Annotated in this window: 25 protein-coding genes, 1 tRNA gene and 1 pseudogene; 18 read left to right on the top strand and 9 right to left on the bottom strand. The window is 37.4% G+C overall.

Features of this window, described 5'->3' with window-relative positions; all coding sequences use genetic code 11:
* The first annotated feature begins 54 nt into the window (after positions 1–54).
* A complete protein-coding gene (locus IGK77_RS10950; RefSeq protein ID WP_019723165.1) occupies positions 55–1,401 on the top strand; it encodes a TrkH family potassium uptake protein in 1,347 nt (448 codons plus the stop codon).
* Between the two features lie 83 nt (positions 1,402–1,484).
* Here the strand turns inward: IGK77_RS10950 and gloA are convergent, their stop codons facing one another.
* Complete coding sequence (gene gloA, locus IGK77_RS10945) at positions 1,485–1,859, bottom strand: lactoylglutathione lyase (protein WP_010734851.1); 375 nt, start codon at positions 1,857–1,859, stop codon at positions 1,485–1,487.
* 133 nt (positions 1,860–1,992) lie between these two features.
* Here gloA and IGK77_RS10940 point away from each other — a divergent pair, with 133 nt between their 5' ends.
* On the top strand, positions 1,993–2,436 hold the full coding sequence (locus IGK77_RS10940; protein ID WP_074800307.1) for an NUDIX hydrolase: 444 nt from the start codon (positions 1,993–1,995) through the stop codon (positions 2,434–2,436).
* A 73-nt stretch (positions 2,437–2,509) separates the two neighbouring features.
* Here IGK77_RS10940 and yidA read toward each other — a convergent pair whose 3' ends face one another.
* From yidA to IGK77_RS10915, 5 genes and pseudogenes are all read right to left on the bottom strand, one after another.
* Positions 2,510–3,319, bottom strand: coding sequence for a sugar-phosphatase (yidA, locus tag IGK77_RS10935; protein WP_071867335.1), 810 nt, complete (start codon positions 3,317–3,319; stop codon positions 2,510–2,512).
* A gap of 14 nt (positions 3,320–3,333) precedes the next feature.
* Positions 3,334–4,704, bottom strand: a complete 1,371-nt coding sequence (locus tag IGK77_RS10930; protein ID WP_074800310.1) for an HD domain-containing protein — start codon at positions 4,702–4,704, stop codon at positions 3,334–3,336.
* A gap of 184 nt (positions 4,705–4,888) precedes the next feature.
* A complete protein-coding gene (locus IGK77_RS10925; protein WP_177187678.1) occupies positions 4,889–6,088 on the bottom strand; it encodes an RNA-guided endonuclease InsQ/TnpB family protein in 1,200 nt (399 codons plus the stop codon).
* Positions 6,024–6,186 (bottom strand): annotated as a pseudogene (locus tag IGK77_RS10920) (IS607 family transposase); the annotation flags it as partial. The pseudogene IGK77_RS10920 and the gene IGK77_RS10925, both read right to left, overlap by 65 nt.
* Positions 6,187–6,550: 364 nt before the next feature.
* Positions 6,551–7,363 (bottom strand): lipoate--protein ligase family protein, encoded by an 813-nt coding sequence (locus IGK77_RS10915; RefSeq protein ID WP_074800313.1) that lies wholly within the window; start codon positions 7,361–7,363, stop codon positions 6,551–6,553.
* Between the two features lie 207 nt (positions 7,364–7,570).
* Here IGK77_RS10915 and IGK77_RS10910 point away from each other — a divergent pair, with 207 nt between their 5' ends.
* The 4 genes from IGK77_RS10910 to IGK77_RS10895 all read left to right on the top strand — a co-directional run bounded on the left by IGK77_RS10910 (position 7,571) and on the right by IGK77_RS10895 (position 10,303).
* Positions 7,571–8,002 (top strand): DUF1934 domain-containing protein, encoded by a 432-nt coding sequence (locus IGK77_RS10910; protein WP_071866725.1) that lies wholly within the window; start codon positions 7,571–7,573, stop codon positions 8,000–8,002.
* 75 nt (positions 8,003–8,077) lie between these two features.
* Positions 8,078–8,692, top strand: coding sequence for a DNA-directed RNA polymerase subunit delta (gene rpoE, locus IGK77_RS10905; protein WP_071866726.1), 615 nt, complete (start codon positions 8,078–8,080; stop codon positions 8,690–8,692).
* 280 nt (positions 8,693–8,972) lie between these two features.
* The gene (locus IGK77_RS10900; protein WP_074800316.1) at positions 8,973–9,371 is read left to right on the top strand and encodes a hypothetical protein; all 399 of its coding nucleotides are present in this window, start codon (positions 8,973–8,975) and stop codon (positions 9,369–9,371) included.
* Positions 9,372–9,673: 302 nt separating this feature from the next.
* Entirely contained in the window at positions 9,674–10,303 is a 630-nt protein-coding gene (locus IGK77_RS10895) for a hypothetical protein (protein WP_438713185.1), read from the top strand.
* A gap of 108 nt (positions 10,304–10,411) precedes the next feature.
* Here the strand turns inward: IGK77_RS10895 and IGK77_RS10890 are convergent.
* Positions 10,412–10,483, bottom strand: a tRNA-Arg gene (locus IGK77_RS10890).
* A gap of 59 nt (positions 10,484–10,542) precedes the next feature.
* Between IGK77_RS10890 and rpoN the strand changes: the two genes are divergently transcribed.
* From rpoN to IGK77_RS10845, 9 genes are all read left to right on the top strand, one after another.
* The gene (gene rpoN / locus IGK77_RS10885) at positions 10,543–11,871 is read left to right on the top strand and encodes an RNA polymerase factor sigma-54 (protein ID WP_142433277.1); all 1,329 of its coding nucleotides are present in this window, start codon (positions 10,543–10,545) and stop codon (positions 11,869–11,871) included.
* Positions 11,872–12,023: 152 nt separating this feature from the next.
* Entirely contained in the window at positions 12,024–13,115 is a 1,092-nt protein-coding gene (locus IGK77_RS10880; RefSeq protein WP_171844984.1) for a sugar-binding transcriptional regulator, read from the top strand.
* Between the two features lie 40 nt (positions 13,116–13,155).
* A complete protein-coding gene (gene gap, locus IGK77_RS10875) occupies positions 13,156–14,157 on the top strand; it encodes a type I glyceraldehyde-3-phosphate dehydrogenase (protein ID WP_010734862.1) in 1,002 nt (333 codons plus the stop codon).
* Positions 14,158–14,262: 105 nt separating this feature from the next.
* Complete coding sequence (locus IGK77_RS10870) at positions 14,263–15,453, top strand: phosphoglycerate kinase (protein WP_438713184.1); 1,191 nt, start codon at positions 14,263–14,265, stop codon at positions 15,451–15,453.
* Positions 15,454–15,547: 94 nt separating this feature from the next.
* Complete coding sequence (tpiA, locus tag IGK77_RS10865) at positions 15,548–16,303, top strand: triose-phosphate isomerase (protein WP_019723102.1); 756 nt, start codon at positions 15,548–15,550, stop codon at positions 16,301–16,303.
* 116 nt (positions 16,304–16,419) lie between these two features.
* The gene (gene eno / locus IGK77_RS10860; RefSeq protein WP_010734865.1) at positions 16,420–17,718 is read left to right on the top strand and encodes a phosphopyruvate hydratase; all 1,299 of its coding nucleotides are present in this window, start codon (positions 16,420–16,422) and stop codon (positions 17,716–17,718) included.
* An 802-nt stretch (positions 17,719–18,520) separates the two neighbouring features.
* On the top strand, positions 18,521–19,015 hold the full coding sequence (locus IGK77_RS10855) for a hypothetical protein (protein ID WP_074799575.1): 495 nt from the start codon (positions 18,521–18,523) through the stop codon (positions 19,013–19,015).
* Positions 19,016–19,557: 542 nt separating this feature from the next.
* Positions 19,558–20,664, top strand: a complete 1,107-nt coding sequence (locus IGK77_RS10850; RefSeq protein ID WP_256209255.1) for a helix-turn-helix domain-containing protein — start codon at positions 19,558–19,560, stop codon at positions 20,662–20,664.
* Positions 20,665–21,227: 563 nt separating this feature from the next.
* Positions 21,228–22,295: a WxL protein peptidoglycan domain-containing protein gene (locus tag IGK77_RS10845; RefSeq protein WP_074799574.1), complete on the top strand. Its 1,068-nt coding sequence runs from the start codon at positions 21,228–21,230 to the stop codon at positions 22,293–22,295.
* Positions 22,296–22,341: 46 nt separating this feature from the next.
* On the opposite strand, the gene IGK77_RS10840 is transcribed toward IGK77_RS10845, so the two are convergent.
* Together IGK77_RS10840 and IGK77_RS10835 are read right to left on the bottom strand one after the other, a co-directional pair.
* Positions 22,342–22,749 carry a hypothetical protein gene (locus IGK77_RS10840; protein ID WP_074799573.1) on the bottom strand — a complete coding sequence of 136 codons (408 nt, stop codon included), beginning with the start codon at positions 22,747–22,749 and terminating at the stop codon, positions 22,342–22,344.
* Positions 22,750–22,958: 209 nt separating this feature from the next.
* Positions 22,959–23,135 carry a hypothetical protein gene (locus IGK77_RS10835; RefSeq protein ID WP_169823217.1) on the bottom strand — a complete coding sequence of 59 codons (177 nt, stop codon included), beginning with the start codon at positions 23,133–23,135 and terminating at the stop codon, positions 22,959–22,961.
* A gap of 323 nt (positions 23,136–23,458) precedes the next feature.
* On the opposite strand from IGK77_RS10835, the gene IGK77_RS10830 reads away from it, so the two are divergent.
* From IGK77_RS10830 to IGK77_RS10820, 3 genes are all read left to right on the top strand, one after another.
* A complete protein-coding gene (locus tag IGK77_RS10830) occupies positions 23,459–23,824 on the top strand; it encodes a hypothetical protein (RefSeq protein WP_420911715.1) in 366 nt (121 codons plus the stop codon).
* A complete protein-coding gene (locus tag IGK77_RS10825; RefSeq protein WP_071866733.1) occupies positions 23,821–24,204 on the top strand; it encodes a hypothetical protein in 384 nt (127 codons plus the stop codon). The genes IGK77_RS10830 and IGK77_RS10825 overlap by 4 nt, the downstream gene beginning before the upstream one ends.
* A 219-nt stretch (positions 24,205–24,423) precedes the next feature.
* Positions 24,424–24,747 (top strand): hypothetical protein, encoded by a 324-nt coding sequence (locus tag IGK77_RS10820; protein ID WP_074799571.1) that lies wholly within the window; start codon positions 24,424–24,426, stop codon positions 24,745–24,747.
* Positions 24,748–24,970: the final 223 nt, after the last annotated feature.

Genomic DNA, 24,970 nt, shown 5'->3' with positions numbered 1-24,970 from the left:
CTACTTCATTTGTTCGTTGCGAAGGTAGCTAACGGTCTTAGAGGAGTGATTCGAATGAAACAGAGGATAACAAAACAACTGTCACCAGTTCAATTGATTGCTGTTGGCTTTTTTCTTTTGATCTTAGTTGGTGGCAGTTTACTTACTTTGCCTTTCTTTAGTAAAAGCGGCGAACCGACGAATTATATTGATGCATTATTTACTGCAACTTCAGCCGTCTGTGTCACTGGTTTGACTACATTGAACACTGCGGCGCATTGGAATGAAGCCGGTCAGTTTCTGATCATGGTTTTGATCGAGATCGGTGGTTTAGGCTTTATGATGATCCCCATTATTTTCTTTGCAGTAGCGAAGAAAAAAGTCAGCTTTAGTATGCGGATCTTACTAAAAGAAGCATTGAATCTTGAAATCATGTCAGGAGTTATGAGTTTGATGCTCTATATCTTGAAATTCGCAATGGTCATCCAAGGGCTGGGAGCACTTGCCTTGAGTTTTACATTTGTGCCGACTTACGGATGGACAAAAGGGATTTGGTACAGTATCTTCCATGCCGTATCAAGTTTTTGTAATGCTGGGTTTGATTTGTTAGGAGATAGCTTAGCAAATGATCAGCCAAACATCTATCTCTTAATGGTGGTCTCTGCGCTGATCATTGCTGGTGGGTTAGGTTTCATTGTTTGGCGGGATCTACTTAGTTATCATAAAGTAAAGAAAATCACTCTCCACTCAAAAATTGCATTGATTGTCACTGGTGGCTTATTGGTGGGCGGTTTTATCGTCTTTTTCTTTACCGAACAAAATGCGATCCATCTAGTTGAAGGAACTTATCTTGAACGTTTAGCAAATACGTTCTTCATGAGTGTCACACCAAGAACAGCTGGTTACTACTCCATCGACTATTTACAAATGAGTCATGCCGGCTTGATGTTGACAATGATCTTGATGTATATCGGTGGAACATCCGGTTCAACAGCAGGTGGGTTAAAGACCACTACTTTGGGCATCCTATTGATTCAAATGCATGCGACATTTAACGGGAAAACCAGAGCTGAAGCTTTCGGACGAACTATTCGCCCAGCAGCAGTACTTCGCGCACTGACATTGTTTTTCGTTACATTGTCTTTATGTATGTTAGCGATCATGGTCTTGTCTGTGACTGAGACGATCCCAGAAACTTCAGGCATCGAATATATTGCTTTTGAAGTGTTCTCAGCGTTTGGAACAGTTGGGTTGACAATGGGGTTGACGCCAGATCTGACAGAAGTCGGGAAACTGATCATCATGTCATTGATGTATATCGGACGTGTAGGGATTTTAACCGTCTTTTTCTCTATTCTTGTAAAAGGAAATCAAGTAGGGACGAAGTACAAATATCCAGAAGAGAGCGTATTGATCGGTTAACAGTAAGTGGTTTTAAGAACAGAAAAAAACAGAGGAAGTTGACACGCGGTGTTCACATCCTCTGTTTTTTAGTATTGCTCTATTTATTTTGTACGAATGACTTCGATTTTGTAACCATCAGGATCGACAACGAAATAATAAGACGGAGCTGTTCCTGGCAGTCCTTTCAAGTCAGTCACGTTGAAACCTGCTGCTTGATGTTTTTCATGAAGTGCTTCTAAGTCTTCAACTGAAATAGCGATATGACCGTAGCCGTTTCCTAAATCATAGCCTTCATGATCATAGTTGTAAGTCAACTCTAATTCGTAATCATCTCCTGGTAAAGTCAAGTAAACTAGCGTGAACTTGTTTTCTGGAAAATCGCGACGACGACTTTCTTCAAAGCCGAATGCTGTTTGATAGAATTTTAAAGAAGCGTCAAGATCTTTAACACGGACGCAAGTGTGAGCCATTTTCATAAGTATATCTTCCTTTCTATTTTACCTTTTCCACATTATCATATCAAAAATTTCAAGTACGCTATGGGTTTGTGCTTGTTTATGAGAAAACTCTCATGTAGAATAGAAAGAAAAAGATGAAGGGACAATACCTATGGAAAACCCAATGTTTGGCGAAAAAGACGAGGCTGCAAATTACCAAGACCGTTACGCAGCGTATATCATTGTCGAAACACATGGGAAAATCGCAATGATCGAAGCGCCAAATGGTGCCTTTTTTTTGCCAGGTGGTGAAAAAGAGGGGCAGGAAACAAATGAAGAAGCGATTTCTCGTGAATTACTGGAGGAAATGGGGATCAGCGCAGAGATTGCTTGTTATCTAGGGGAAGCAGCGGAATATTTTTACTCAAACCATCGAAAAACTTACTTCCACAATCCTGGCTATTTTTATGTAGCAAAGAGTTGGCAAAAGGTAGGGGAACCGACCGAAAAAGACCAATCGATCTGGTGGGTCACTCCTGAAACTGCCTTAGAAAAATTAAAACGAGGAAGTCATCGTTGGGCAGTGGAAAAATGGCTAGCGATGAAAGAAAATTGAACAAAAAAACAGCTCATAAGAAAGAGCCGATACTTCGGTCTTCGAAATGAGCTGTTTTTTTGTTCATTGCTTTTTATAAAACAAATTTTTTGATTGCTTCGGCCACACCGTGTTCATCGTTGGTTGCAGTGACTACATTAGCCGCTTCTTTTATCAACGGAACGGCATTTCCCATCGCCACGCCTAATCCAGCGTATTCGATCATCGACAAATCATTTTCGTTGTCACCGATTGCCATGATCTCCTCTTGTTTGATTCCAAGATGTTGGGCTAAGTTAGCAACAGCAGCGCCTTTACTTGCTTCTTTGTTCAAGATTTCAAAGTAGAAAGGTGAACTCTTGACAGTCGTATATTTGTCGCGGAAAGTTTGTGGTAAACGAGCGATAGCCGCATCTAGGATCGCTGGTTCATCGATCATCATCATCTTCACGATACTCATATCAGGTGTCATTTCATCAGCTGTCCGATATTTCAATGGCATGTTGACTAAAAAAGCTTCATGGACAGTATAGGGACTGATATCACGATTCGTTGTATAGATCGTTTGATCATCGATCGAATGCAAATGACTCCCCACACGTCTGGCCATGACTTCGATCTCCAAGAAATCTTCATAAGTCAAGCCATGACGAGCAATGATCTTGCCGGATTTTGTTTGCTGGACTAACGCACCGTTATAAGTGATCACGTAATCGTTGTCTTGGTATAATCCCAATTCATTCAATTGGTTTTTGACTCCTGGAAGCGGACGACCTGTACATAGTACGATTGCCACGTTTTTTTTCACAGCGCTTGCAATTGCTTCTTTTACTTCTTGTGTGATTTCTCTTTTTTCGTTTAAAAGGGTGCCATCGATATCGATAGCGACTAATTTGATAGACATAAAATTCTCCTTAGTTAGTTTATTTCTTCAATCAATGCGCCATTATGGATATGACGCGCAAATTCTTGGTAGGTTTCATCAAAAAGATCATAGTGATTACGCAAGGTAGGATCGACCATTTCTTTCGGAAAGAAGAAGCGTTCATCTCCTTGTTCTTGCCCTGCGAGTGCAGCAACTAATTGACTGACCTCTGATAATTCTACCAAAGTTCCGTCATTTCGCAAGATTTCGATTTGTGTGCGATGTCTGCCTTCTTCTGGACGGTAAAAATCATAAGGCAGGTCGTAGCTTGAATTGATGGCTGTATAATAGTTTGGATTGTAGCCAACTTTTTCGACCAAAGAGGTCAATTCAGCAATCAGTGGTGACTGACGATCACCAGAAAACATCGCTGATTTCAATGGTTTACGATTTAAGAAGCGTTTGGCTAAGTCACTAAGGATTGGATCAGATGAATCCGTCCATTGACTGAAACACGTATTCAAGACGCCATCATCCAGCTTTAAGTACTCATCTAAACTAAATGTGCCATCTAAAAATGGCAACAGTAACTGTGAATGACGTGCAAAACTATCATCATCTTGGTGATAAAGTTCATGGGCACGATGCAGCAGATGCTCCAAAACGACTTCCATTCCCCGAGAAACTGGATGAAAGTAGACTTGGACATACATCTGATAGCGACTGACGATATAATCCTCTACTGCGTGCATCCCATTCATGGAAAAGGCGATTCCACCTTGATAGGGACGAATCACACGTAAAATCCTTGTCAAATCGAACGTACCATATTCTGTACCTGTAAAGTAGGCATCACGTAAAAGGTAATCCATGCGATCAGCATCGATTTGGCTAGAGATCATTTGGACGACTTGTGGATTTGGATACGTTTTTTTGATCACACTAGCCACTTTCTCAGGAAAACCTTCTTCCACGCGATTCAAAATCTGATAGACTTCCGTTTCTGGCGAAGTAATGATCTCTACAGTGATTGCTTCATGATTGGTTTGGAAAATATGTTCAAAGGTATGTGAATAAGGCCCATGGCCAATATCATGGAGTAAGGCGGCACATAAAGTCACGAGACGTTCCCGATCATCCCAACCAGAAGGGCCGATTTTTTCAATGGAGAAATTTCTTGAAAAAATATCACAGATGCGTCGGGAGATTTCGTATACACCGAGTGAATGAGTGAAACGGCTATGTTCTGCGCCATGGAAAGTAAATGACGAAGTACCGAGTTGTTTGATCCGCCGTAATCGCTGGACTTCTTTCGAATTGATCAAGTCTAAAATCACTTGATGTTGCACGTGGATGTAGTTATGCACCGGATCTCTAAAGACTTTTTCCATTGGTAACAGTTTGTATTTATAAGGTTTTGTCATAAGCCAGCTGCTACTCAAAATATAGACAAAAATATCTATATCGAGATTTCTCTACCACTCACGTAGGTAGAATTACTGTTTCATCGAACGCCGCCTCGTCACTTACACACTACTACGGTTTGTCTCGTTCTCTACAGTCGTTGATTCCCGACTAAGCCATCGGTACATATACAAAGTTGCGTGCTTATGCAATTACTTTGTATTCCTTCACATCTTTCAAATTCATACTCGCGTTATAATCCCTATCTGCTACATATCCACAGTTCTCACAGCGATAGGTACGCTCAGATAGCTTTAAATCCACTTTCTTATGCCCACATTCATGACATCGTTTCGAGCTAGGATAGAATCGATCGACTAGTCTTAACTCAATATGATAGACTTTACATTTATCTGCTAATTTTTTACGAAAAGCATAGAAAGATTGCTCTCTCACAGCTTTTGAAAGATGCCGGTTTTTCATCATCCCATTGACATTCAAATCTTCAATTGTGATATAAGCTGGTTTGGTTTTTACTAGCTCTGACACAATTTTATTCACTCTGTCCCTACGGATATCTGTCAACCGTTTATGAAGTTTTTGTACTTTCAAGACTTGTTTTTCAATATTTTTGCGAGTAGCTTCTCCTCTCTTTGATTGTTTTTCGTTGACACGCTTTTTTTCGCTTTCGTATTTCCTCGACAGCTTGCGTTGTTGTCGTTTTATTTGTTTTTCGATTTTACGAATTTTTCCTGATTTATTGATATTTTTATAGGTTTTCCCCGTGGAAAGAATCGCAAAATCTTTTAATCCTAAGTCGATACCCATGCCTTCGGTAGGAGTATCGTTCAGTACTTGAGCGGTACAGTCCTGTTCCACGATGACCGACAGGTAGTACCGGTTTGCTTGTTGGCTGATCGTGCCACTCTTTATGCTATGTTTGTCATCGTGTTTAGGAATATAGCCTTTTTCTTTCAGTTTTACCCAATTCAAAGAGGGAACTTTTATCCGATGACGCTCACAACGGATGATTGTCTTTTTATCGTTCTTCACGAAATACATCGATACATCTTGGTGATTCTTTTTTTTAAATTTAGGAAAATTAGCTTTTCCTTGAAAAAACTTTCTAAAGGCTTTTTCTGTCTCCATAATCGCGTGTTTCGTTGACTTCGCATAAACAGCTTTGATCCACAGCTTGTCTGGATGGTTCGGAATGTAGTCGTTATTCAACCACTTTGAAAAATCCATACCTGAGACAAATTTCCCACCTGATTTATAGACTTCTTGGTTGTGGTAAATATAAAAGTTCTTTACAAAACGAGCAACACCAATGGTTCGATTAATGATTTCTTTTTGTTCTTCTGTTGGAAGAATTTCTGTTTTGTACGCCACTAACAACTTCATCACCTTCAATCTCATCTTTATACTTACGTAGTTCCATAAATACGGAAACTAAAAACGTGAATGATTGAAATTAAATCTTCAACTAATTCCTGTTGTGGCTATAAATCTAGGTTATTCCATAAAATAATCGTTGGAGTGAACTTTGAGCATGATTTCTTAAAAACTCCACTTGATTGTTCAAGTCATCTTTTTGTCCGACACTAGACAATTGAGCGTAAGCAATGTTCTTTTTGCCACTTGTTTTATCGCCTTTGATGTAAGTTAAATTATACTATCTTCGAATTTTTGGTGTCCGATGTACTTTGAACGTGCCATCGTTAGCCAACGTTGTAGCGTTCGCACAGAAAAACCTAATCTTTTTGCTATATTCTTTAGGTTCATCGGGATTTCTCATCTCATGGAAACCATTGCACGTATAACTACTTTTATATATATTTGTGTGTAAAAATCACTGATGTTTAGTTAGTCCTTTAGTGCATTTCGTTGAGTCATACGTTCAATTTGTCCGTGCCATTCATTTGGCGAAACATTCGCTTCTTGCCAAATGTCAGACCCCATAGAAATACTTGTTGGATAAGATGTAGTGAACGCTTGGATAAATGAATCTTTTACTTGAGCAACGGTCAACGGTGTATCGAATAACTTTTCTAGTGTCGCCATGCTTGTGAGTGTCACCGCAGGATAGCCGTTTGTACCGAATTGTTCTTTCAATGCTTGTTGATAAAATTGCCGCATCAGTTCGCCTCGTTTTTCTTGATCCCCGTTCACGCTCAGATACATCATCACAGAGATTCCATTTTTGATCCGACGTTGGGCGATTCCGGCAAATTTTTTGCCATTGATACTGAGATCGTAGGTACCAGGACAATAAGAATCTTTGATTTCATAGGCTTCTATTTTGTCTGCATAAACAGGAAAAGCCTGACGTGTCAGAGCGAGCATCTTTTCATATCCTTGATCGATCGAGATTTTGTTCTCATCTTCTTGTGGGAAGATCAACGAGATATTCAAAATCCCTTGGTCTGAAACGATCCCTAGCCCACCGGCATTGCGGATCACCGGTGTAAATCCAGCATCTTGGATGACTTTGATCCCTTCAGATAAAAAAGGGGTTCGGGTATCCTTCATACCGAGGATGATCGTCTGTTCATATTGCCAAAAATGTAGAAAAGTTTGTTGATTTTTTTTGGCATACTCTGTTAAAATATCCGTTAAAGCAAACGGAGAAAAATCATTTGTTTGGTAGACTTCTTGATCCAAAATGATGGACGTCATGTACTCAACTCCTATTTAAATCTGCTTGAGCAGTGATTGTCACAACCTCAACTCATTCTAATATACAGGAGTATCACTCCTTCTTTCTTCATTATACTCCAAAATAAGAAAGAAGAGATGAAAAAAGTTATCTGTTCTCTATACCTGTCGGTTGACAAATCAGTGGAAAGTGGGAACAATGTAGCTATGAGAAAAGGAGAATGTCAAATGGAACGATCTGGATTACCGATTTCGATACAATTACGTACAAAAGTGAAACAACAAGGAGAGCAACAAGATTTTTATTTTGATCTGAAAGGACAGATGGTCAAAATTGGCGATACCTTATACATACGCTATAAAGAGATCCAAGAAGGACAAGAAGAAATTCCTGTCACAATCAAGATCATGCCAGATGGTCACGTGCAATTGATCCGTGCTGGTGAAATGCGTATGCGTCTAAAATTTGCCTATCGGGAGCGTCTAGAAACCCATTACCGCACGCCTTATGGAATGATCCAAGTCGACACATTCACAAAAGAACTACATGTTAGTCTAAAAGATCGTCCAACGGCTGGCAAAGTCATGATCGATTACGATTTGTTCATGGGTGTCGAAAAAATAGGCGAATATGAGATGGTCTTAGATTTTACTGCATAAATAGCAAAGAAACGTTTGATTTTTTACCTGTGATTTTGTATGATAAGGAGTAGACTGTGAAAGGACGTGTCCTGATTGGAAATTAGTGTATTTGAAGGTGCAAACAAAAACGAATTATCAATGATCGAAGTCGCACACGCGATCTTAGAGCAGCGTGGTGATGTGATGGACTTTTCTGATTTAGCAAATGAGATTCAAACATATCTTGGCAAATCAGATAGTGACATTCGTGATTCACTCGCACAATTTTATACTGACTTAAATATCGACGGTAGCTTTATTTCATTAGGCGACAATCGTTGGGGCTTGCGTTCATGGTATGCCATCGATTCGATCGATGAAGAAGTCAACCATGGAATCGACGAAGAAGACGAGGATACACCACGTCGTCGTAAACGCAAAAAAGTCAATGCCTTTATCAATGATGACGAAGATGCCATCGATTATAACGATGATGACCCAGAAGATACTGATCTGTCTGACGAAGACGATGATGATCTTTTTGAAGATGAAGATGACGATGATGAAGAAATCGCTGCATACAATTCAGACTTACAAGAAATTGGTGCAGATACTGGAGACGACGAAGAAGAAATCCCAGGAAACATCGAAGAAGATCTAAGCATTATCGAAGACGATGACGAAGAAGAAGACGAAGAATTTGAAGACGAAGATTTCCCAGAAGAATAAGTAAGAGAAATCACATAGAACTGCAAGTTACTTGTAAAAGTAGCCTTGCAGTTTTTTTTGTCTTCGAACAAAAAAAGTTCTAGAGAGTAAGGCAGAGCGTCAACTAGAAAACCAAAAGTGTTTCTCCTTAAGGCTGAAGGCATATTTTTGTGACTTATAGAAATGCTTCAGAGAAAAGCATTAGGTGATGTCAGCGAATCTTTTTTCATTTGTTGTAAAAAAGAGTATGATGAAAGTGAAACTGAGACATGACAATCAAATATAAAAGGAGACGATCGATATGTTAGATGATCAATTAAAATGTCCCAATTGTCAGACCAAATTCTATTATAATGAAGTACGTCACATTGTGAAGCATCGAGAAAAAGAAATGCCGATCCGCTGTCCTGAATGCAATGAAGTAGTCGATCGGAAACTTTCTCATGGCTATTTCGTGACACACAAAGAAACAGATTTTTCTAAGTTGGATCAGGAAGTCGAGGAAACACCGAAGCAATACAAAAGCTTGAAAACCGGTGCGGTGATCAGTGCAGATGAATACCGAGAAATGATTGAACGTCATGATTTATCTTTAAACGGACCAATGAGTTCGGAATTGATGGGCGGTATGAACTATTTTATTGAAAATGAAGCACTGAACAACGAAGAAAGTTACGAAGATTATGTTCCTTATGATTGATAAAAAATGAAAGAGAGTGGGACAATAATCCTCTCGCACCATTTAAAATCGAATAAACGGCGGAAACAGAAGTAACTCTTCAAAAAATAAGGCGCCATCCACCAAAATTTGAAAAATAATTTTCGTGGATGGCGCCTTATTTTTTGAGGCTAAACACTGCTGTAGTGACTTCTTGAAGAAACAGGTTATAGAATCAAGTTGGAAAATAAAAAACGATTGTTTTTTATAAAAACTCTTTGCTTCATTGGCTATTTCCGATTATGATTATAGACAGAAGAATAACAAATAAATAGGAGTAATCAATGAAAAAGTCAATACGAATAAAAGTAATCGGTTTTCTTGTGATTTTATTTGGGTTGTTTCTCTTAGTCCATTCATCACCAAAAGAGCAAACCTCTTTAAATCTTTCAACGAAAAATGAAGAAAATACATATCGCACCATGTCCAGTAAGTTGGACTTTCAGCAACTGCTTCGTGTCATTTCGAGAGAATATCAACTAACCGAAGAAGAAGCTAAAAAACAGCTCGGCTATACTGAGCAAATGGTGCAAGGCGCAATACATAATGGGGCAATCTACCGTATCTTTTCTCAAAACATAACAGTCAATAGAGTATACCAACCAACTTTATTGCTATACTGTGAAACGAGTGAAAGTGGAAATTTCCGAGCAATCAAGTCGATTTTATCCGTTCAGTTGAAATCCGCTGATCAAGGATTGGAAAAACATTTTACAGGGGATGTATTTGCTTATTTTGAGGACCCTAACCGAATATTTTATCTCATCAATGGTGATTTTTATGATCAAAAAACAGCCACTTTAAGAAACGGTTTAACGCTTCGTCAAGGGGATGGTGTGACAGAGCGCTATAATCATGGACCTTTAACGAATCATTTCTACTATAGTTACATTGAAGATCGGTTTACTTTTTAAAATTCCATGAAAAAATCAAAAAAAGCAGTTTTCCTAGATAGGAAAACCGCTTTTTTTCTTAGAAATTTGAAAGCAAAATCTTCACAAATATGCTAAGATAACAATAGACGCGTCCTGAGGGAATCGAACCCCCGTCTCAAGAACCGGAATCTTACGTGATATCCACTACACTAAGGACGCAAGCACTGCAACAATTGTATCGAAATCAAAAATAAATTACAAGGGGAATGGACAAAAAAATGAAATTTGAACAAAATTTTTCACAAAAACAACAACAAACACAAAAACTTGCCATGACACAACAGCTCCAACAGTCCATCCAAGTCTTGCAGTATAACAGCGAAGAGCTACTGGCTTTTGTTGAAAATCAGGCGTTGGAAAACCCCTTAGTAGAAGTGATCGAACCGGATTGGCAACCCGATTACCAAAAACGTAATGCCAGTTATGAGGGAGAAGAGACGAGCTACTTGAATCAAATTCCTGATACAACAGGCTCACTTTTTGAATCATTGATCGAACAAGTCCATTTGAATTACCGAGATACTTTCTTACGTAAATTGATTTTATATTTGATCGAATATATCGACCTGAATGGTTTTTTGACTATTTCTTTAGAAGACGCCATCCAACAAACGAATGCGACGCCGATCCAAATGCTTGACGCATTGACACTGATCCAGCAGTTAGAGCCAGCAGGTGTAGGGGCGCGAAGTTTACAAGAATGTTTGATGTTACAAACTGAAAGAGACGACTATGCGCCCGAATTGGCTTACATCGTCTTGGAAGAATGGTTTGATCAATTAGTCGAACGCAAATGGAAAGAGATCGCCCAACATTTTGCGATTCCATTAAGCGACGTACAACGAATCTTTGATTATATCCAAACCCTTAGCCCAAGTCCTGGACGAGTCTTTGACAATAGTAGCGGTTTGTATATCATCCCCGATGTCAAAGTTGTCGTAACAGGTGAAGAAGTCCAAGTCATCTCAAATCGAGGCAACCAGCCGAATGTACGTTTTCAAGAAGCTTATTTTCAACAGATGCAAAAAAAAGCAGATAAAGAGACTCAAGCCTATTTGAAAGAACGAAAACAAGAATTTGAATGGCTGCAAAAAACGATTTTGCAACGTGGTGATACGATCATGCGCGTGGCGCAAATCATTGTTTCTCGGCAAAAAGAATTCTTTACAAATGTCGCACGACCGATCCGCCCATTGACCTTAAAAGAAGTCGCAGAAGAAATCGACGTCCACGAATCAACGGTCAGTCGAGCAGTCAATGGCAAGTATCTTGAAACCGATTTTGGTGTCTTCGAATTGAAAAAGTTCTTTACGACGAGACTCCAACCTACAAATGCAGAGAGTACTGAAGATCTATCAGCAGATACCGCAAAGAAAAAAGTCCAAGAACTAGTAGATGCGGAAGATAAAAGCAAACCATTATCTGATCAAAAATTAGTAGAACTACTGAAAAATGACAAAATTTCGATTTCTCGACGAACAGTTGCCAAATATCGTGACTTGTTAGGAATCCCTAGTTCATCGAAAAGAAAACGGTATGATAAATAATTGAATGGAAGACTGGAAGAATCTTAAACATTTTTCTAGTCTTTTTTTGTTGATAAATACGGACAAAACTGTTAGACTATGTCATGTGAGGTTGAGATTTTCCTAGTAGAAAACGTGCAAGTTGGAAAGTCCGATTTATTTTTTTAGATCACATGGGTCGTTTTGAGTCTACATTGGACGAAAAATGTCCAACTAAGGAGATCGCTATGTTAGATGAATTGAAACTGATTGAAGCTGTTGCGCCAGACATCATGGATGTTTTGCAAGAACGCTATAAGATTTTGCGCAATATTTACTGGATGCAGCCAATTGGTCGTCGTAGTTTATCGGAAAGCATGGGTATGACCGAACGTGTCTTACGAACAGAAACGGATCTGCTCAAACAACTTGAACTGATCAACGCCTCTAAAAGTGGTATGACGCTGACGAAAAAAGGAGAGGAAGTCTATCAAAGCCTCGAAGGCTTTATGGACCAACTTTTAGGAATGCATCAGATTGAAATGAAACTATCTGAGTATTTTGGAAACCAGCGCTGTATCGTTGTTTCTGGAAACAGTGAACAACAACCAAAAGTAGCAGATGCTTTTGGCGAAGCCTTAGACGAGTCACTGAATCTACTACTTCCGGAAGGCGATAATATCATCGCAGTCATGGGAGGAACGACGATGGCGATCGTTGCAGAGCAACTGACTAGCTTAGAAAATAGCAAGCGCCATAACTTGTTTGTTCCTGCGCGAGGTGGGATCGGCGAGGCGATTACTGTACAAGCGAACTCAGTCAGTGCTAGAATGGCTACAAAGGCAAATGGAAAACACCGAGCATTATATGTGCCGGAACAATTAAGCTTGGCTACTTACAATTCATTACTCAATGAGCCGTCTATACAAGAAGTTTTAAACTTGATAAGTCAGGCGAATTGTGTTATTCATAGTATTGGACGGGCGTTGCATATGGCAGCGCGACGAAAGATGAATGAAGAAGAATTGCTGATGTTGAAACAAGCCAATGCCGTTGCGGAATCTTTTGGCTATTTCTTCAATGAAAAAGGAGAAGTCGTTTATAAAGTCCCACGAATCGGCATCGAATTAAAAGACTTAGCTAAGGTCCCGATCATTCTTGCAGTTGCAGGGGGGAAAGCCAAAGCCAAAGCAATTCGAGCGTATATGAATAATGCACCAAAACAAACGTGGCTCATCACAGATGAAGCCGCTGCTAATGAGATTTTAAAAGGGGTATCCCTTTAAAATAAATATTTTTTTGATTTTCATAAGGAGGAAATCTTAAATGACAGTTAAAGTAGGTATTAATGGTTTTGGACGTATTGGACGTCTAGCGTTCCGTCGTATCCAAGATGTAGATGGAATCGAAGTAGTAGCAATCAACGATTTGACAGATGCTAAAATGTTGGCACACTTGTTAAAATACGATACAACTCAAGGACGTTTCAACGGAACAGTTGAAGTTCACGAAGGTTCATTCAACGTAAACGGAAAAGAAGTTAAAGTATTAGCTAACCGTAACCCTGAAGAATTACCTTGGGGCGAACTAGGCGTAGACATCGTTCTAGAATGTACTGGTTTCTTCACTTCAAAATCAGCTGCTGAAAAACATTTAACAGCTGGTGCTAAACGTGTTGTTATCTCAGCTCCTGGTGGAGACGATGTACCAACAATCGTTTACAACACAAACCATGAAACATTAACTGGTAAAGAAACAGTTATCTCTGGTGCTTCATGTACAACTAACTGTTTAGCTCCTATGGCTAAAACATTGAACGACAAATTTGGTGTTGTTGAAGGATTAATGACAACTATCCACGCTTACACAGGTGACCAAATGACTCTTGACGGACCTCATCCTAAAGGTGACTTCCGCCGTGCACGCGCTGCTGCTGCAAACATCGTTCCTAACTCAACAGGTGCTGCTAAAGCAATCGGTTTAGTAATCCCTGAATTGAACGGTAAATTAGACGGAGCTGCTCAACGTGTACCAATCGCAACTGGTTCATTAACAGAATTAGTTACAGTTCTTGATAAAAACGTAACAGTTGATGAAGTAAATGCTGCAATGGAAGAAGCAGCTAACGAATCTTACGGTTACAACACAGACGAAATCGTTTCTTCAGATATCGTTGGTATGACTTACGGTTCATTATTTGATGCTACTCAAACAAAAGTAATGACTGTTGGCGACAAACAATTAGTTAAAACTGTTGCTTGGTACGACAACGAAATGTCATACACTGCACAATTAGTACGTACTTTAGAATACTTCGCTAACTTATAAGATAAATCGTACAAGTGTAACCTATATCCATGTACACTTAAAAGCGGGGAAGCAATCGCGCTTCTCCGCTTTTTTTGATAAGATGTTTATTTAGGAGGAAATCAAATGGCTAAGAAAACAGTCAAAGATATTGATTTAAAAGATAAAAAAGTCCTTGTCCGTGTTGACTTCAACGTTCCTTTGAAAGACGGCGTCATCACTGATGATACACGTATCAAAGCTGCGTTACCAACAATCAATTATGTGTTGGAGCAAGGCGGACAAGCGATTCTTTTCTCTCACCTTGGACGTGTGAAAACAGAAGAAGACAAAGAAGGAAAATCTTTGGCACCAGTTGCAAAACGTTTAGGCGAATTGCTAGGTAAAGAAGTAACTTTCGTTCCTGAAACTCGTGGCTCAGAATTAGAAACAGCAATTGCTGACATGAAAGACGGAGACGTAGTTGTTTTTGAAAACACTCGTTTTGAAGACATCGACGGCAAAAAAGAAAGCAAAAATGATACTGAATTAGGTAAATACTGGGCTTCTTTAGGTGATGTATTTGTCAATGATGCGTTTGGTACAGCTCACCGTGCGCATGCTTCAAACGTAGGGATTGCTTCAACAGGTATCCCAACAGTTGCTGGATTCTTGATGAATAAAGAAATCAAGTTCATCGGCGAAGCTGTTGAAGAACCTAAACGTCCGATGATCGCGATCTTAGGTGGAGCGAAAGTTTCAGATAAAATCGGTGTCATCGAAAACTTGATTCCTAAAGCAGACAAAATCTTGATCGGCGGCGGAATGACTTATACATTCTACGAAGCAAAAGGCATCAAGATCGGTAACTCTTTAGTTGAAGCAGATAAAGTAGCTTTAGCAAAAGAATTGATCGAAAAAGCTGGTGACAAATTAGTTTTACCAATTGACAATGTTTGTGCCCCTGAATTTTCAAATGATGTAGAAACACAAGTCATCGAAGGAGATATTCCTGAAGGCTTGATGGCATTAGACATCGGCCCTGCTTCAGTTAAATTATTTGCTGATACATTGCAAGGTGCGAAAACAGTTGTATGGAACGGACCAATGGGTGTATTCGAAATGAGTAACTTCGCTAAAGGTACGATCGGTGTTTGTGAAGCAATCGCTAACCTTGAAGATGCAACAACGATCATCGGTGGCGGTGACTCTGCTGCTGCTGCGGAACAATTAGGTTTTGCAGACAAATTCACTCACATCTCAACAGGTGGCGGTGCAAGCTTAGAGTTGCTTGAAGGGAAAGAATTACCTGGACTAGCTGCAATCAACGACAAATAAGCATAAAATCAACGAATAAATAAAATGGTGAGAGGATCATCTACAGATTGCTCAAATCTGTAGTCCTCTTACATTCTGAATAGGAGTGCATATCATGCGTAAACCAATTATCGCTGGTAACTGGAAAATGAACAAAACTGCATCTGAAGCAAAAGATTTTGCAGAAGCAGTAAAAAACAAGATCCCTTCAAATGATAAAGTAGATTCAGTGATTGGATCTCCTGCATTATTCTTACAAGAATTAATGGCTTCAGCTGAAGGTACAGAATTGAAAATCGCTGCACAAAACTCTTACTGGGAAAACTCAGGTGCTTTCACTGGTGAAACATCACCTGCAGCTTTAGCTGATCTAGGTGTACAATATGTGATCATCGGTCACTCTGAGCGTCGTGAATACTTCCACGAAACTGACGAAGATATCAACAAAAAAGCGAAAGCAATCTTCGCAAACGGTATGATCCCAATTCTTTGCTGTGGTGAGTCATTAGAAACATATGAAGCAGGCAAAACAGCTGAGTGGATCGAAGGACAAATCACTGCTGGTCTTGAAGGCTTAACAGAAGGTCAAGTAAGTAATCTAGTTATTGCTTACGAACCAATCTGGGCAATCGGTACAGGTAAATCAGCAGATGCTGAAATCGCTGACGAAATCTGTGGCGTGGTACGTCAAACAGTTGAAAAACTTTACGGCAAAGAAGTATCAGAAGCAGTTCGTATCCAATACGGTGGTTCTGTAAAACCTGAGAACATTGCTGAATATATGGCAAAAGAAAATGTGGATGGCGCATTAGTTGGTGGAGCTAGCTTAGAAGCGGATTCATTCTTAGCATTACTTGATGCTGTAAAATAATTATTGAAAATTTGTGAAAAATGCAAGAAATGTTTGCACAAAGACACAAAATTAACTAAAATCGTATATGAGGGAAATCCCTTAGGAAAAAACCAAACTCAAAGGAGAGACAAAACATGTCAATTATTACTGATGTTTACGCTCGCGAGATTCTAGACTCACGCGGTAACCCAACAATCGAAGTAGAAGTATACACAGAAAGCGGTGCTTTCGGCCGTGGAATGGTTCCTTCAGGTGCTTCAACTGGTGAATACGAAGCAGTTGAATTACGTGACGGAGACAAATCTCGTTATGGCGGTAAAGGTGTAATCAAAGCTGTTGACAACGTAAACAACATCATTGCTGAAGCAATCATTGGCTACGATGTACGTGACCAAATGGCTATCGACAAAGCAATGATCGCTTTAGACGGAACTCCTAACAAAGGTAAATTAGGTGCGAACGCTATTCTTGGTGTTTCAATCGCTGTTGCTCGTGCAGCTGCTGACTACCTAGAAGTACCTTTATACCACTACCTAGGCGGATTCAACACAAAAGTATTACCAACTCCAATGATGAACATCATCAACGGTGGATCACATGCGGATAACTCAATTGACTTCCAAGAATTCATGATCATGCCTGTTGGCGCGCCAACATTCAAAGAAGCACTACGTATGGGTGCGGAAGTATTCCATGCATTAGCTGCAATCTTGAAATCTCGTGGATTAGCAACTTCAGTTGGTGACGAAGGTGGATTCGCTCCTAACCTTGGTTCAAACGAAGAAGGTTTCGAAGTAATCATCGAAGCAATCGAAAAAGCTGGCTATGTTCCTGGTAAAGACGTTGTTCTTGCAATGGACGCTGCTTCTTCAGAATTCTACGACAAAGAAAAAGGTGTTTACGTATTAGCTGATTCAGGCGAAGGCGAAAAAACAACTGATGAAATGATCAAATTCTACGAAGAATTAGTATCTAAATACCCAATCATCTCTATTGAAGATGGATTAGACGAAAACGACTGGGATGGATTCAAGAAATTGACAGAAGTTCTAGGCGACAAAGTTCAATTAGTGGGTGACGACTTGTTCGTAACAAACACTGAAAAACTTGCTGAAGGTATCGAAAAAGGAATTGCTAACTCAATCCTTATCAAAGTTAACCAAATCGGTACTTTGACAGAAACTTTCGAAGCAATCGAAATGGCTAAAGAAGCTGGTTACACTGCAGTAGTTTCTCACCGTTCTGGTGAAACAGAAGATTCAACAATCTCTGATATCGCAGTTGCAACAAACGCTGGCCAAATCAAAACAGGTTCTCTATCACGTACTGACCGTGTTGCGAAATACAACCAATTATTACGTATCGAAGACCAACTTGGTGAAGTTGCAGAGTACAAAGGTTTGAAATCTTTCTACAACTTAAAAAACAAATAATTAAATGAATGTAAAAATGCCCTTCTTATGTCAATGACATGAGAAGGGTATTTTTTTAGGCAGACGATTAGTCAGAAAAAAATATTTTTAGTATTTAAACGAATGAATGATAGGAACAAATCATAGATTCACAAGACTATAAATAAAGATCATCCTTCCCCATATTTTGTTAAGCACAGAATCGATGAATTAGCTTTAACCAAGCTGTTCTTTATTCAACACGTCTTTATCATGGATGATGAAAACGAGACGATTAAGAACAAGAATGTACCTCCTAGAAACTTGAAGATCGACAACTATGTGGGCTTTCTTTTTATTATATAGTGTGTTATAGTCTATTGATTATCTAAACGACGAACGATTCTGAAGAATTTCTTCTTTATCATCTGCTTCTCTTACTTCCTCAACCTAGCCACTAACTCTTTTGACGTCATCATCATATGTTGCCATATAAAAAAAACTGCATAGTGTCCGGTTCCAATATAAATAAGTTGATTTTTGCTAAATGTAAGAGAATAAGTTCTCGTGGAAATTTCTTTGATAACCGAACACGGATTTGTTCGAAATAGCACGCCTAAAAGGTCTAATGACTCTGATCAAAGGACAAATAGGTAGCTTTTATAGAAGTAAGGAGTGATCCTAGTTCATCTCTCCTGACAAGTTTCTATCATGTAGCAAAGAACATTGTGAAAGATTATCCTGTTTTTAAAAAAAGAGTTCAATGTTCGGATAAACCCTACGAGGGAATTTAATGTAAACTGATTTTGTGAAAAAAATATTAAATTCCGGAGGCTATCCAACAATGAAAAAAAAGGTATCCACAACAGTTCTGCTATCAACTTTGTTGTTAGTAGGTAGTAATCCACGCTTAGTAAACGCATCCGAGGTAACCAGTGAAAAACAAATCCCTATTGAAGTCGAAGATGGAAAACTAGATATCACTTTCAATGAAGGAACAACGAACAAAGTCGATTTTAAATTGTCTGATTTTGACTTAAACTCAGATATGCGTAAACAAACGAAGGTCTTGAAAGCGACAGCTACAGTAAATAATACAAAATCTAAAGATGTTTTTGTGAATATTTTTGCAAAACTTGACCAATATGGAAATGGACTAGACATTCAACCGTCAAACCCACATCTTCAAGCACAACAGGTAATGCGAATGAGTTCCGTACAGATCGAAAAAGATTTCGATGTCATTTTAGATGCAAATGATTACGTATGGAGATCAAATAGAGATGATAGCGCCAAAATCATCTTGACAGCACAAGAAGTAAATAATCCTTGGGAATAATACCTCCCGATTAAAAAATAGTTATTTTCAGTTGTGAAAGGCTTGCCAGATAAAAAGAGTTAAGTGTGCGAAGATTGACAGAATATGATGGATCATAATATAGAATACGTAGATCTATCCATCTGTCCTATAGAATATTCAAAGAAGAAATGCTGATCCAATCAATGAAAACTACTCTTGTTGATTGCCTGGTCAGTGTTCCTTCTTTTATTCTTTCGTGTAGTTGTAAGCTTCTGCTATAGCTAGTTGGTCCATCAGGTTAATAAGTCTAGTAACGCAAATAGACAAAATTTTATTCAATGGAATTTATTAGAAATAAGTGAAAGTGTTTAGATAATAATTTAGTAGAAAGACAAATATACATGATCAAAGCTTCACTACCTTAGTAATTAAGTCAAAATGTACAGGCAAGACTAATACAACAGCCATGCGAGTGAACTAGGAGACATCGATAGAGTTCACTGAAAATAAAAAATAAAACATTCTGACTAAATGAATTCTTCTTAGTATAGAATCCTCTAAAATGAAGGTTGGTAGAAGAAATGGAATATATAATGGATACGTTCAGTAGCCGTTACTTAACAAAAAAACAAAACGAGATGTTGCAACTGTTTACGGTTCTAGTGACAGAAAAATATTTGTCATTAAATAAATTAAGTGAGCGATTGAACCTAACGATGTATCAAACGAAAATATTACTGGTTGAACTCGAAGAAAACTTCGAACAATTGAATTTCACATTTTCATCTTTCTTTTTACTAGAAAAGGGGACGATTGGTTTAGTCGAAGGCTTTAATCAGGAACTGTTGCTTCAAGTATTTGTTAATTTGAAAAAAAAGTTTTTTAATGAATCACCTTATTTCCAATTATTGATCTATCTCTTGAAACACCGAAAAACTCGGGTTGTCGATATTTCCGAAAAGTTGATGTTTAGTAAGTCTTATAGCTACAAATTGATCAGCCGACTGAAAGATATCTTTCATTATCAAAAAATACCAATAACTATTAATAGTAATTTTGAATCAATTTCTTTGGAAGGTAATGAGATGTCTATCAGAACGTATCAGTACTTAGTACAAATCATGGCCTATAATGTTTTCGCTGATAGCCAAACAAGAGTGAATATTGAACTAGTAGGTGGACAGTATGAGAGGTTGAAAACGACGAAAGCAAAGCATGACATTCTATTCTCGATACTTGAAAATGCTGTGTCACGTGGGTATATCATACAAGATTTGGACAAAACAGCGACAGAACTATTCGCTGATATGAAAGAACTGTATGAAGAGGACTCGCTAACAAAGTTGATACCAACGCGAAACATAGAAGATAGAGAAAAAGAAGTTGCATTCTTTTATTTTTGTAGACAACTTCTCATCCCTGAAACGACAAGCAGACAAGACAAGATAGTCTTAGGCAAAAAATTCAAAGAGCATAGAAATAATGAAATTGTTGATTTTTCTATGAATGTCGTCGAAATATTATCAGAAAAATATAAGATAAATTCTGATGTGGAACATGTGATTTTATATGAAAGTGTCATCAATAGTTGGGCATACAAAAATATTTACTTCGAGAATTTAAAGGGAGTGGCTAATCAAAATAGTCCAAATAGTAGAATCCATGAAGTGAAGCAGCTACTATTGTAAATAGTCAAAAACAGGAATTTTCAAGTTGGTGATAGTCAAATATTTGCGAACAAGTTAGCACATATCCTTTCGTATTATTTGCCTATCCAAAACAATGAAAGAGTGACAATTGCTATTTCGATGTTGCATCATCCGGAATATGTACCAGTTATCGAAAGTAAATTACTAACGATATTTAATAAAAAAATCATTCATTTCACTTCTGACTTAACTGATGCAGATATTTTGGTGTCTGATGGGATTGTGTACCACGAAGAGTCCCAAGATTTTGCTTTTTTTAGAGACATTCACAATAAGGATCATTGGGACAATTTAAACGCAATTGTCCAAGCAAGAATTATCTTAAAGTTAGAGTAATGAATTTAATAAATATAAATAATAAAAAATTCTCGAAGGAAACTTATTCTTTTCAATTTGATCAGGGAAAAGTGAAACATTCTGATGAATCAAAATACAAAGTATGATGATAGGATAAATACTGTTGTAAAAAAGAGGAATAAGAATGATCAAGAACAAAATATAGAGATTCAAGGTACTTGATAGGTAAATGAATAGGAGAAATAATGACAAAAAATAGCCAAGCCAAAAAATACAAGTTAGTTGACTTCTGTTCGCTTATTTTCGTTTTATTGATGGGATGTTTTTTTTACATACAACCAGTAGAGGCATCCGAGGAAGATACTGCATCGATCCTAGTGGATGTGCAACCCAAAGAATATGAGATCAGAGATAGCTATCTGCAGTTTACTCCAGAACTTAATAAGAACTATGAGTTCACTGCTACGATTACAAATATAGGTGACAAGGACTTAGATGTTACTGTCTATCCATCGGTTGCTATATCAACGATGGGAAGTGTCACTTATGTTGAAAATACAGAAAATCTTTTAGATGAAAAGTATGACTTTAGTAAATACGTGAAGATAACTAATGCTGATGGCGAACTAGAAGACGGGAAAATCAAAGTTGAAGCGAAACAAAGTGAAACGATAGCAATTTTGATCAATGTGACTGAGGAACTTGATGGAGAAGTTTTAGGTGGGGTGAATTTCTCTCAAACATTAAGTGAAGAAAGTCATGAAGATGCTGTAGATATCGTTCATGTCTATGAGAAAGTACTTTTATTTCATCTCAAGATGGATGAACTAGAGGCTGAAAAAGAACAAACTTATGATGAGTTTGAGTTTGTGAGCTCACAGGATGCGATAAGGCTTGATTACTATATAGCCAATAATGATCCTACAGTAACTTTTGCGGAAAGCGGCTCATACAAAGTAATCAATCCAAACGGGGATATCATTTCTGAAGGAGAAATTGAAGAAAGCTCAATTGCATTGACTCCAATGACTAAAACAAAGCTAAATCTACCGTTAGTTAGTGATGCAGAATTGATGTTTGGGGAATATCAGTTTATCCTAACTGTTGATGGCAAAGAAAAAGTAACTAAATTTAATTATACAAAAGAAGAGCTGGCAGGGTTGATAGAGGAAACAGGTGGTTCAAACAAGATTATCGTCAATCAAGGCAGTAATATCTGGGTGATCGGTTTGTTGCTTGTTTTTTCTGCTCTGTTGATTATCACAAGTGTAATACTTTATCTTAAATATAAGAAAACGAGAATCGACAGCTAAGGCTTCGATTCTCGTTTTGCATTTCAGCCAGATGATTTTTGAAAAATTATGTGGTTTCTTTATTAGGTAAAAGTCCGAATGTATAAATGATTAACAATGTCAGAAAAGAAATTCCAGTACCAACAAAGCCAAAACATATATCAATAAGAACAGGTGTGTTTATGAACCCTAAGACAGTTTCACAGAGCGCATTTACTACGAGTAAGAGTAAAGAAAAGATGACTACATAATTGAATTTTACACCCATCAATAACCAAAAATATGGAATCAAACCTAAAATCAAACTAATTGAAAAGTTTGAGATATGAAGATAAAAATCAGGATAGATAGAGGTGAAAATCGTAACATTCCAATACTTTGATAAATACATGAATGAGCCAATAGCAATCACCACAAGATATAAAATAGAAGTCCATAACTTGGGTAAAAATTTAAAAGCGAGTTGGTTTTTCATGATAGGTCATCTCCGAATGATGTTTGAGTAATGAATATAGTGAGTTTTAATATGTATACACAGGCTTTTTATTGTTAAAAAAGAGGTGGTCAACTTCATTATAGCCTATTTACTTTATTATGTAATACATCAAACAGTAAAGGACACATCCATATCAAAAAAGACAATACCAAGACATGTCTGGTATCGTCCACAAAACAAACAATGCTTTATTCTTTTTGATTTTCCCAAATAAACAGAGGCTCTTCTGACCGATCATAATACTTTGGGTTTAATTTGATATCTCCATTGGCGTTGTTTTTCTGAACGACCGATAATAGCATCGGACTAAAACCTAAAATTGATAGAACAATAGAACCAACTACTAGTCTTGTTTTTCTTAGCATAATTATCCTCCCCCAGTAGAATGATTTGACGAAGTAAGCATTTTTTTATGATCGTATAAGACTAAAACTAACCGTATACGACGTATATGCGTCTTATCCAGTAAATTTTAATTTAAATAGGCAAAAATTACGTATAGTAATAATGAACGAAGCAGATGAGTAAATAGTAGTACAAGTAGCAAATACTAGAAAGTATTGATGTGCTGTCAGAATTTACATAAAAAGTATCCGAGAATTTGAAGAGTAAGGAATGAGGAATAATCAAATTGGGAAAGAAAAAATGGCTGATTCTAGTAAGTATAGGTGTAGTATTAGTTCTTTTAATGACGATAGAAGTGAAGAAGATGAGCGAACCAACAGAAAGAGAGAAACAAGTAGCTTTTTTAATTGAACACGAGGAAGAAATGGCGGAATTTGTAAAGCAGCAAAATGAAAAAGTTGATAAAGTTGTGTTTGATTGGAATTCACTAGAGCAAGAGATAGTTGGGAATGGACTTCCGCAAGGTGCCGGTGAGGTTTTTATTATTCTAATACAAATTATTGATAAGAAGGACAAGGAAATAAATTCATTTGGTTTTGCTATAGATCCTGATAATATTAATAGACCTAAGAAGATAGAAAAAATGTATACGATCAATGCTAACTATGATTACTATAGTTGCAGCCACAGAAGGGAGAAATCCTTGTGAGGAAAAAGAAGAAAATTATTGTAGTTAGTTTGACTATTACTCTAGTTCTTTTAGGAACGTTAGGAATGAAAAAAATAATGGAACCGACGGAAAAAGAAAAACAAATCGCTTTTTTAAAAGAACAGGAAGAAATAATGTCTAAGTATATAAAACAAGAAAGTCATTCAGAAATCGAAATCAAATATGATTGGGATTCAGTAGAATGTAGTCAAAGTATGGCACTCACAAGTCCAATGTTAGCGATCAAATTTGATGTTATAGATAAGAAAAAAAGTAGTGAAGAAAACTACTTTTATAAAGGAAATACTCTGATCATTGATGTAAATAAAGAGTATTCTACTATAAATGATATGTGGACTACGAATGTTATTCTAGAATAAACACTTTGAATGATGTAAATAAATCACAAATCTCGAAATCAATTTAAATGTTTATGTAAATTGATTTCGAAGGTTGCACAAAGTAAAACTAAATAGTTTTGCTTATGAATCTTTATAAAAAAATGAGGGGATAATCTATTGGGAAGAAAGAAAAAATGGTTGATTCTGGTGAGTGTAAGTTTACTATTAACACTTTTTACAACAATAGGTATGAATTAAATGAATGCGCCAACAGAAAAAGAAAAACAGCTTGCTTTTTTGAAAGAGCATGAAGAAGACTTAACCAAGTACATTAAAGAGAGAAACTCACAAATCAAGATAGCCATTATTAAATATGATTGGGAATCATTTAGGATAGAGGATAGCGGAGCTTTTATCCAAAAAATGTACATAGTTGATATTGAATTATATGGTATTGATAAAAATGAAATAGATGGTGGAGCAATTCAAGTTTTACCAAATAACTTAAAAAAACCTACCAAGATAGAAGAGATAGGAACTAATAATTTTGAAGAAGCTATGGAAGAATTAAATGATGTCTAATTTAGATAATTCATATACCGTTCATGCTAATTTGTAAATGCAAAAGATGTTTATGGAAAACCTGTAAGCACAGTTTCCCTCTAATCCGCTGCTAATGTGTGAAAGGAGTTAAAGAATTTTGAGCAATGCCATTATCAAAAGTAATGAGAAGATATGAAATATAAATTTACGTGAAAATCTATACCAAAAAAATTTGGTCGGCCAAGGGATGAGAGGATAATGA

The organism is Enterococcus sp. DIV0806c (assembly GCF_051710905.1).
GTDB classification, from domain to species: Bacteria; Bacillota; Bacilli; order Lactobacillales; family Enterococcaceae; genus Enterococcus_B; species Enterococcus_B mundtii.
This window is presented reverse-complemented; position numbering and strand designations above follow the sequence as displayed.

Excerpts from the sequence above, each read along its gene's own strand:
- IGK77_RS10950 (WP_019723165.1), top strand. The coding sequence starts at position 55 with ATGAAACAGAGGATAACAAAACAACTGTCACCAGTTCAATTGATTGCT.
- gloA (WP_010734851.1), bottom strand. The coding sequence starts at position 1,859 with ATGAAAATGGCTCACACTTGCGTCCGTGTTAAAGATCTTGACGCTTCT.
- IGK77_RS10940 (WP_074800307.1), top strand. The coding sequence starts at position 1,993 with ATGGAAAACCCAATGTTTGGCGAAAAAGACGAGGCTGCAAATTACCAA.
- yidA (WP_071867335.1), bottom strand. The coding sequence starts at position 3,319 with ATGTCTATCAAATTAGTCGCTATCGATATCGATGGCACCCTTTTAAAC.
- IGK77_RS10930 (WP_074800310.1), bottom strand. The coding sequence starts at position 4,704 with ATGACAAAACCTTATAAATACAAACTGTTACCAATGGAAAAAGTCTTT.
- IGK77_RS10925 (WP_177187678.1), bottom strand. The coding sequence starts at position 6,088 with ATGAAGTTGTTAGTGGCGTACAAAACAGAAATTCTTCCAACAGAAGAA.
- IGK77_RS10915 (WP_074800313.1), bottom strand. The coding sequence starts at position 7,363 with ATGACGTCCATCATTTTGGATCAAGAAGTCTACCAAACAAATGATTTT.
- IGK77_RS10910 (WP_071866725.1), top strand. The coding sequence starts at position 7,571 with ATGGAACGATCTGGATTACCGATTTCGATACAATTACGTACAAAAGTG.
- IGK77_RS10900 (WP_074800316.1), top strand. The coding sequence starts at position 8,973 with ATGTTAGATGATCAATTAAAATGTCCCAATTGTCAGACCAAATTCTAT.
- IGK77_RS10895 (WP_438713185.1), top strand. The coding sequence starts at position 9,674 with ATGAAAAAGTCAATACGAATAAAAGTAATCGGTTTTCTTGTGATTTTA.
- rpoN (WP_142433277.1), top strand. The coding sequence starts at position 10,543 with ATGAAATTTGAACAAAATTTTTCACAAAAACAACAACAAACACAAAAA.
- IGK77_RS10880 (WP_171844984.1), top strand. The coding sequence starts at position 12,024 with ATGGGTCGTTTTGAGTCTACATTGGACGAAAAATGTCCAACTAAGGAG.
- gap (WP_010734862.1), top strand. The coding sequence starts at position 13,156 with ATGACAGTTAAAGTAGGTATTAATGGTTTTGGACGTATTGGACGTCTA.
- IGK77_RS10870 (WP_438713184.1), top strand. The coding sequence starts at position 14,263 with ATGGCTAAGAAAACAGTCAAAGATATTGATTTAAAAGATAAAAAAGTC.
- tpiA (WP_019723102.1), top strand. The coding sequence starts at position 15,548 with ATGCGTAAACCAATTATCGCTGGTAACTGGAAAATGAACAAAACTGCA.
- eno (WP_010734865.1), top strand. The coding sequence starts at position 16,420 with ATGTCAATTATTACTGATGTTTACGCTCGCGAGATTCTAGACTCACGC.
- IGK77_RS10855 (WP_074799575.1), top strand. The coding sequence starts at position 18,521 with ATGAAAAAAAAGGTATCCACAACAGTTCTGCTATCAACTTTGTTGTTA.
- IGK77_RS10850 (WP_256209255.1), top strand. The coding sequence starts at position 19,558 with ATGGAATATATAATGGATACGTTCAGTAGCCGTTACTTAACAAAAAAA.
- IGK77_RS10845 (WP_074799574.1), top strand. The coding sequence starts at position 21,228 with ATGACAAAAAATAGCCAAGCCAAAAAATACAAGTTAGTTGACTTCTGT.
- IGK77_RS10840 (WP_074799573.1), bottom strand. The coding sequence starts at position 22,749 with ATGAAAAACCAACTCGCTTTTAAATTTTTACCCAAGTTATGGACTTCT.
- IGK77_RS10835 (WP_169823217.1), bottom strand. The coding sequence starts at position 23,135 with ATGCTAAGAAAAACAAGACTAGTAGTTGGTTCTATTGTTCTATCAATT.
- IGK77_RS10830 (WP_420911715.1), top strand. The coding sequence starts at position 23,459 with ATGACGATAGAAGTGAAGAAGATGAGCGAACCAACAGAAAGAGAGAAA.
- IGK77_RS10820 (WP_074799571.1), top strand. The coding sequence starts at position 24,424 with ATGAATGCGCCAACAGAAAAAGAAAAACAGCTTGCTTTTTTGAAAGAG.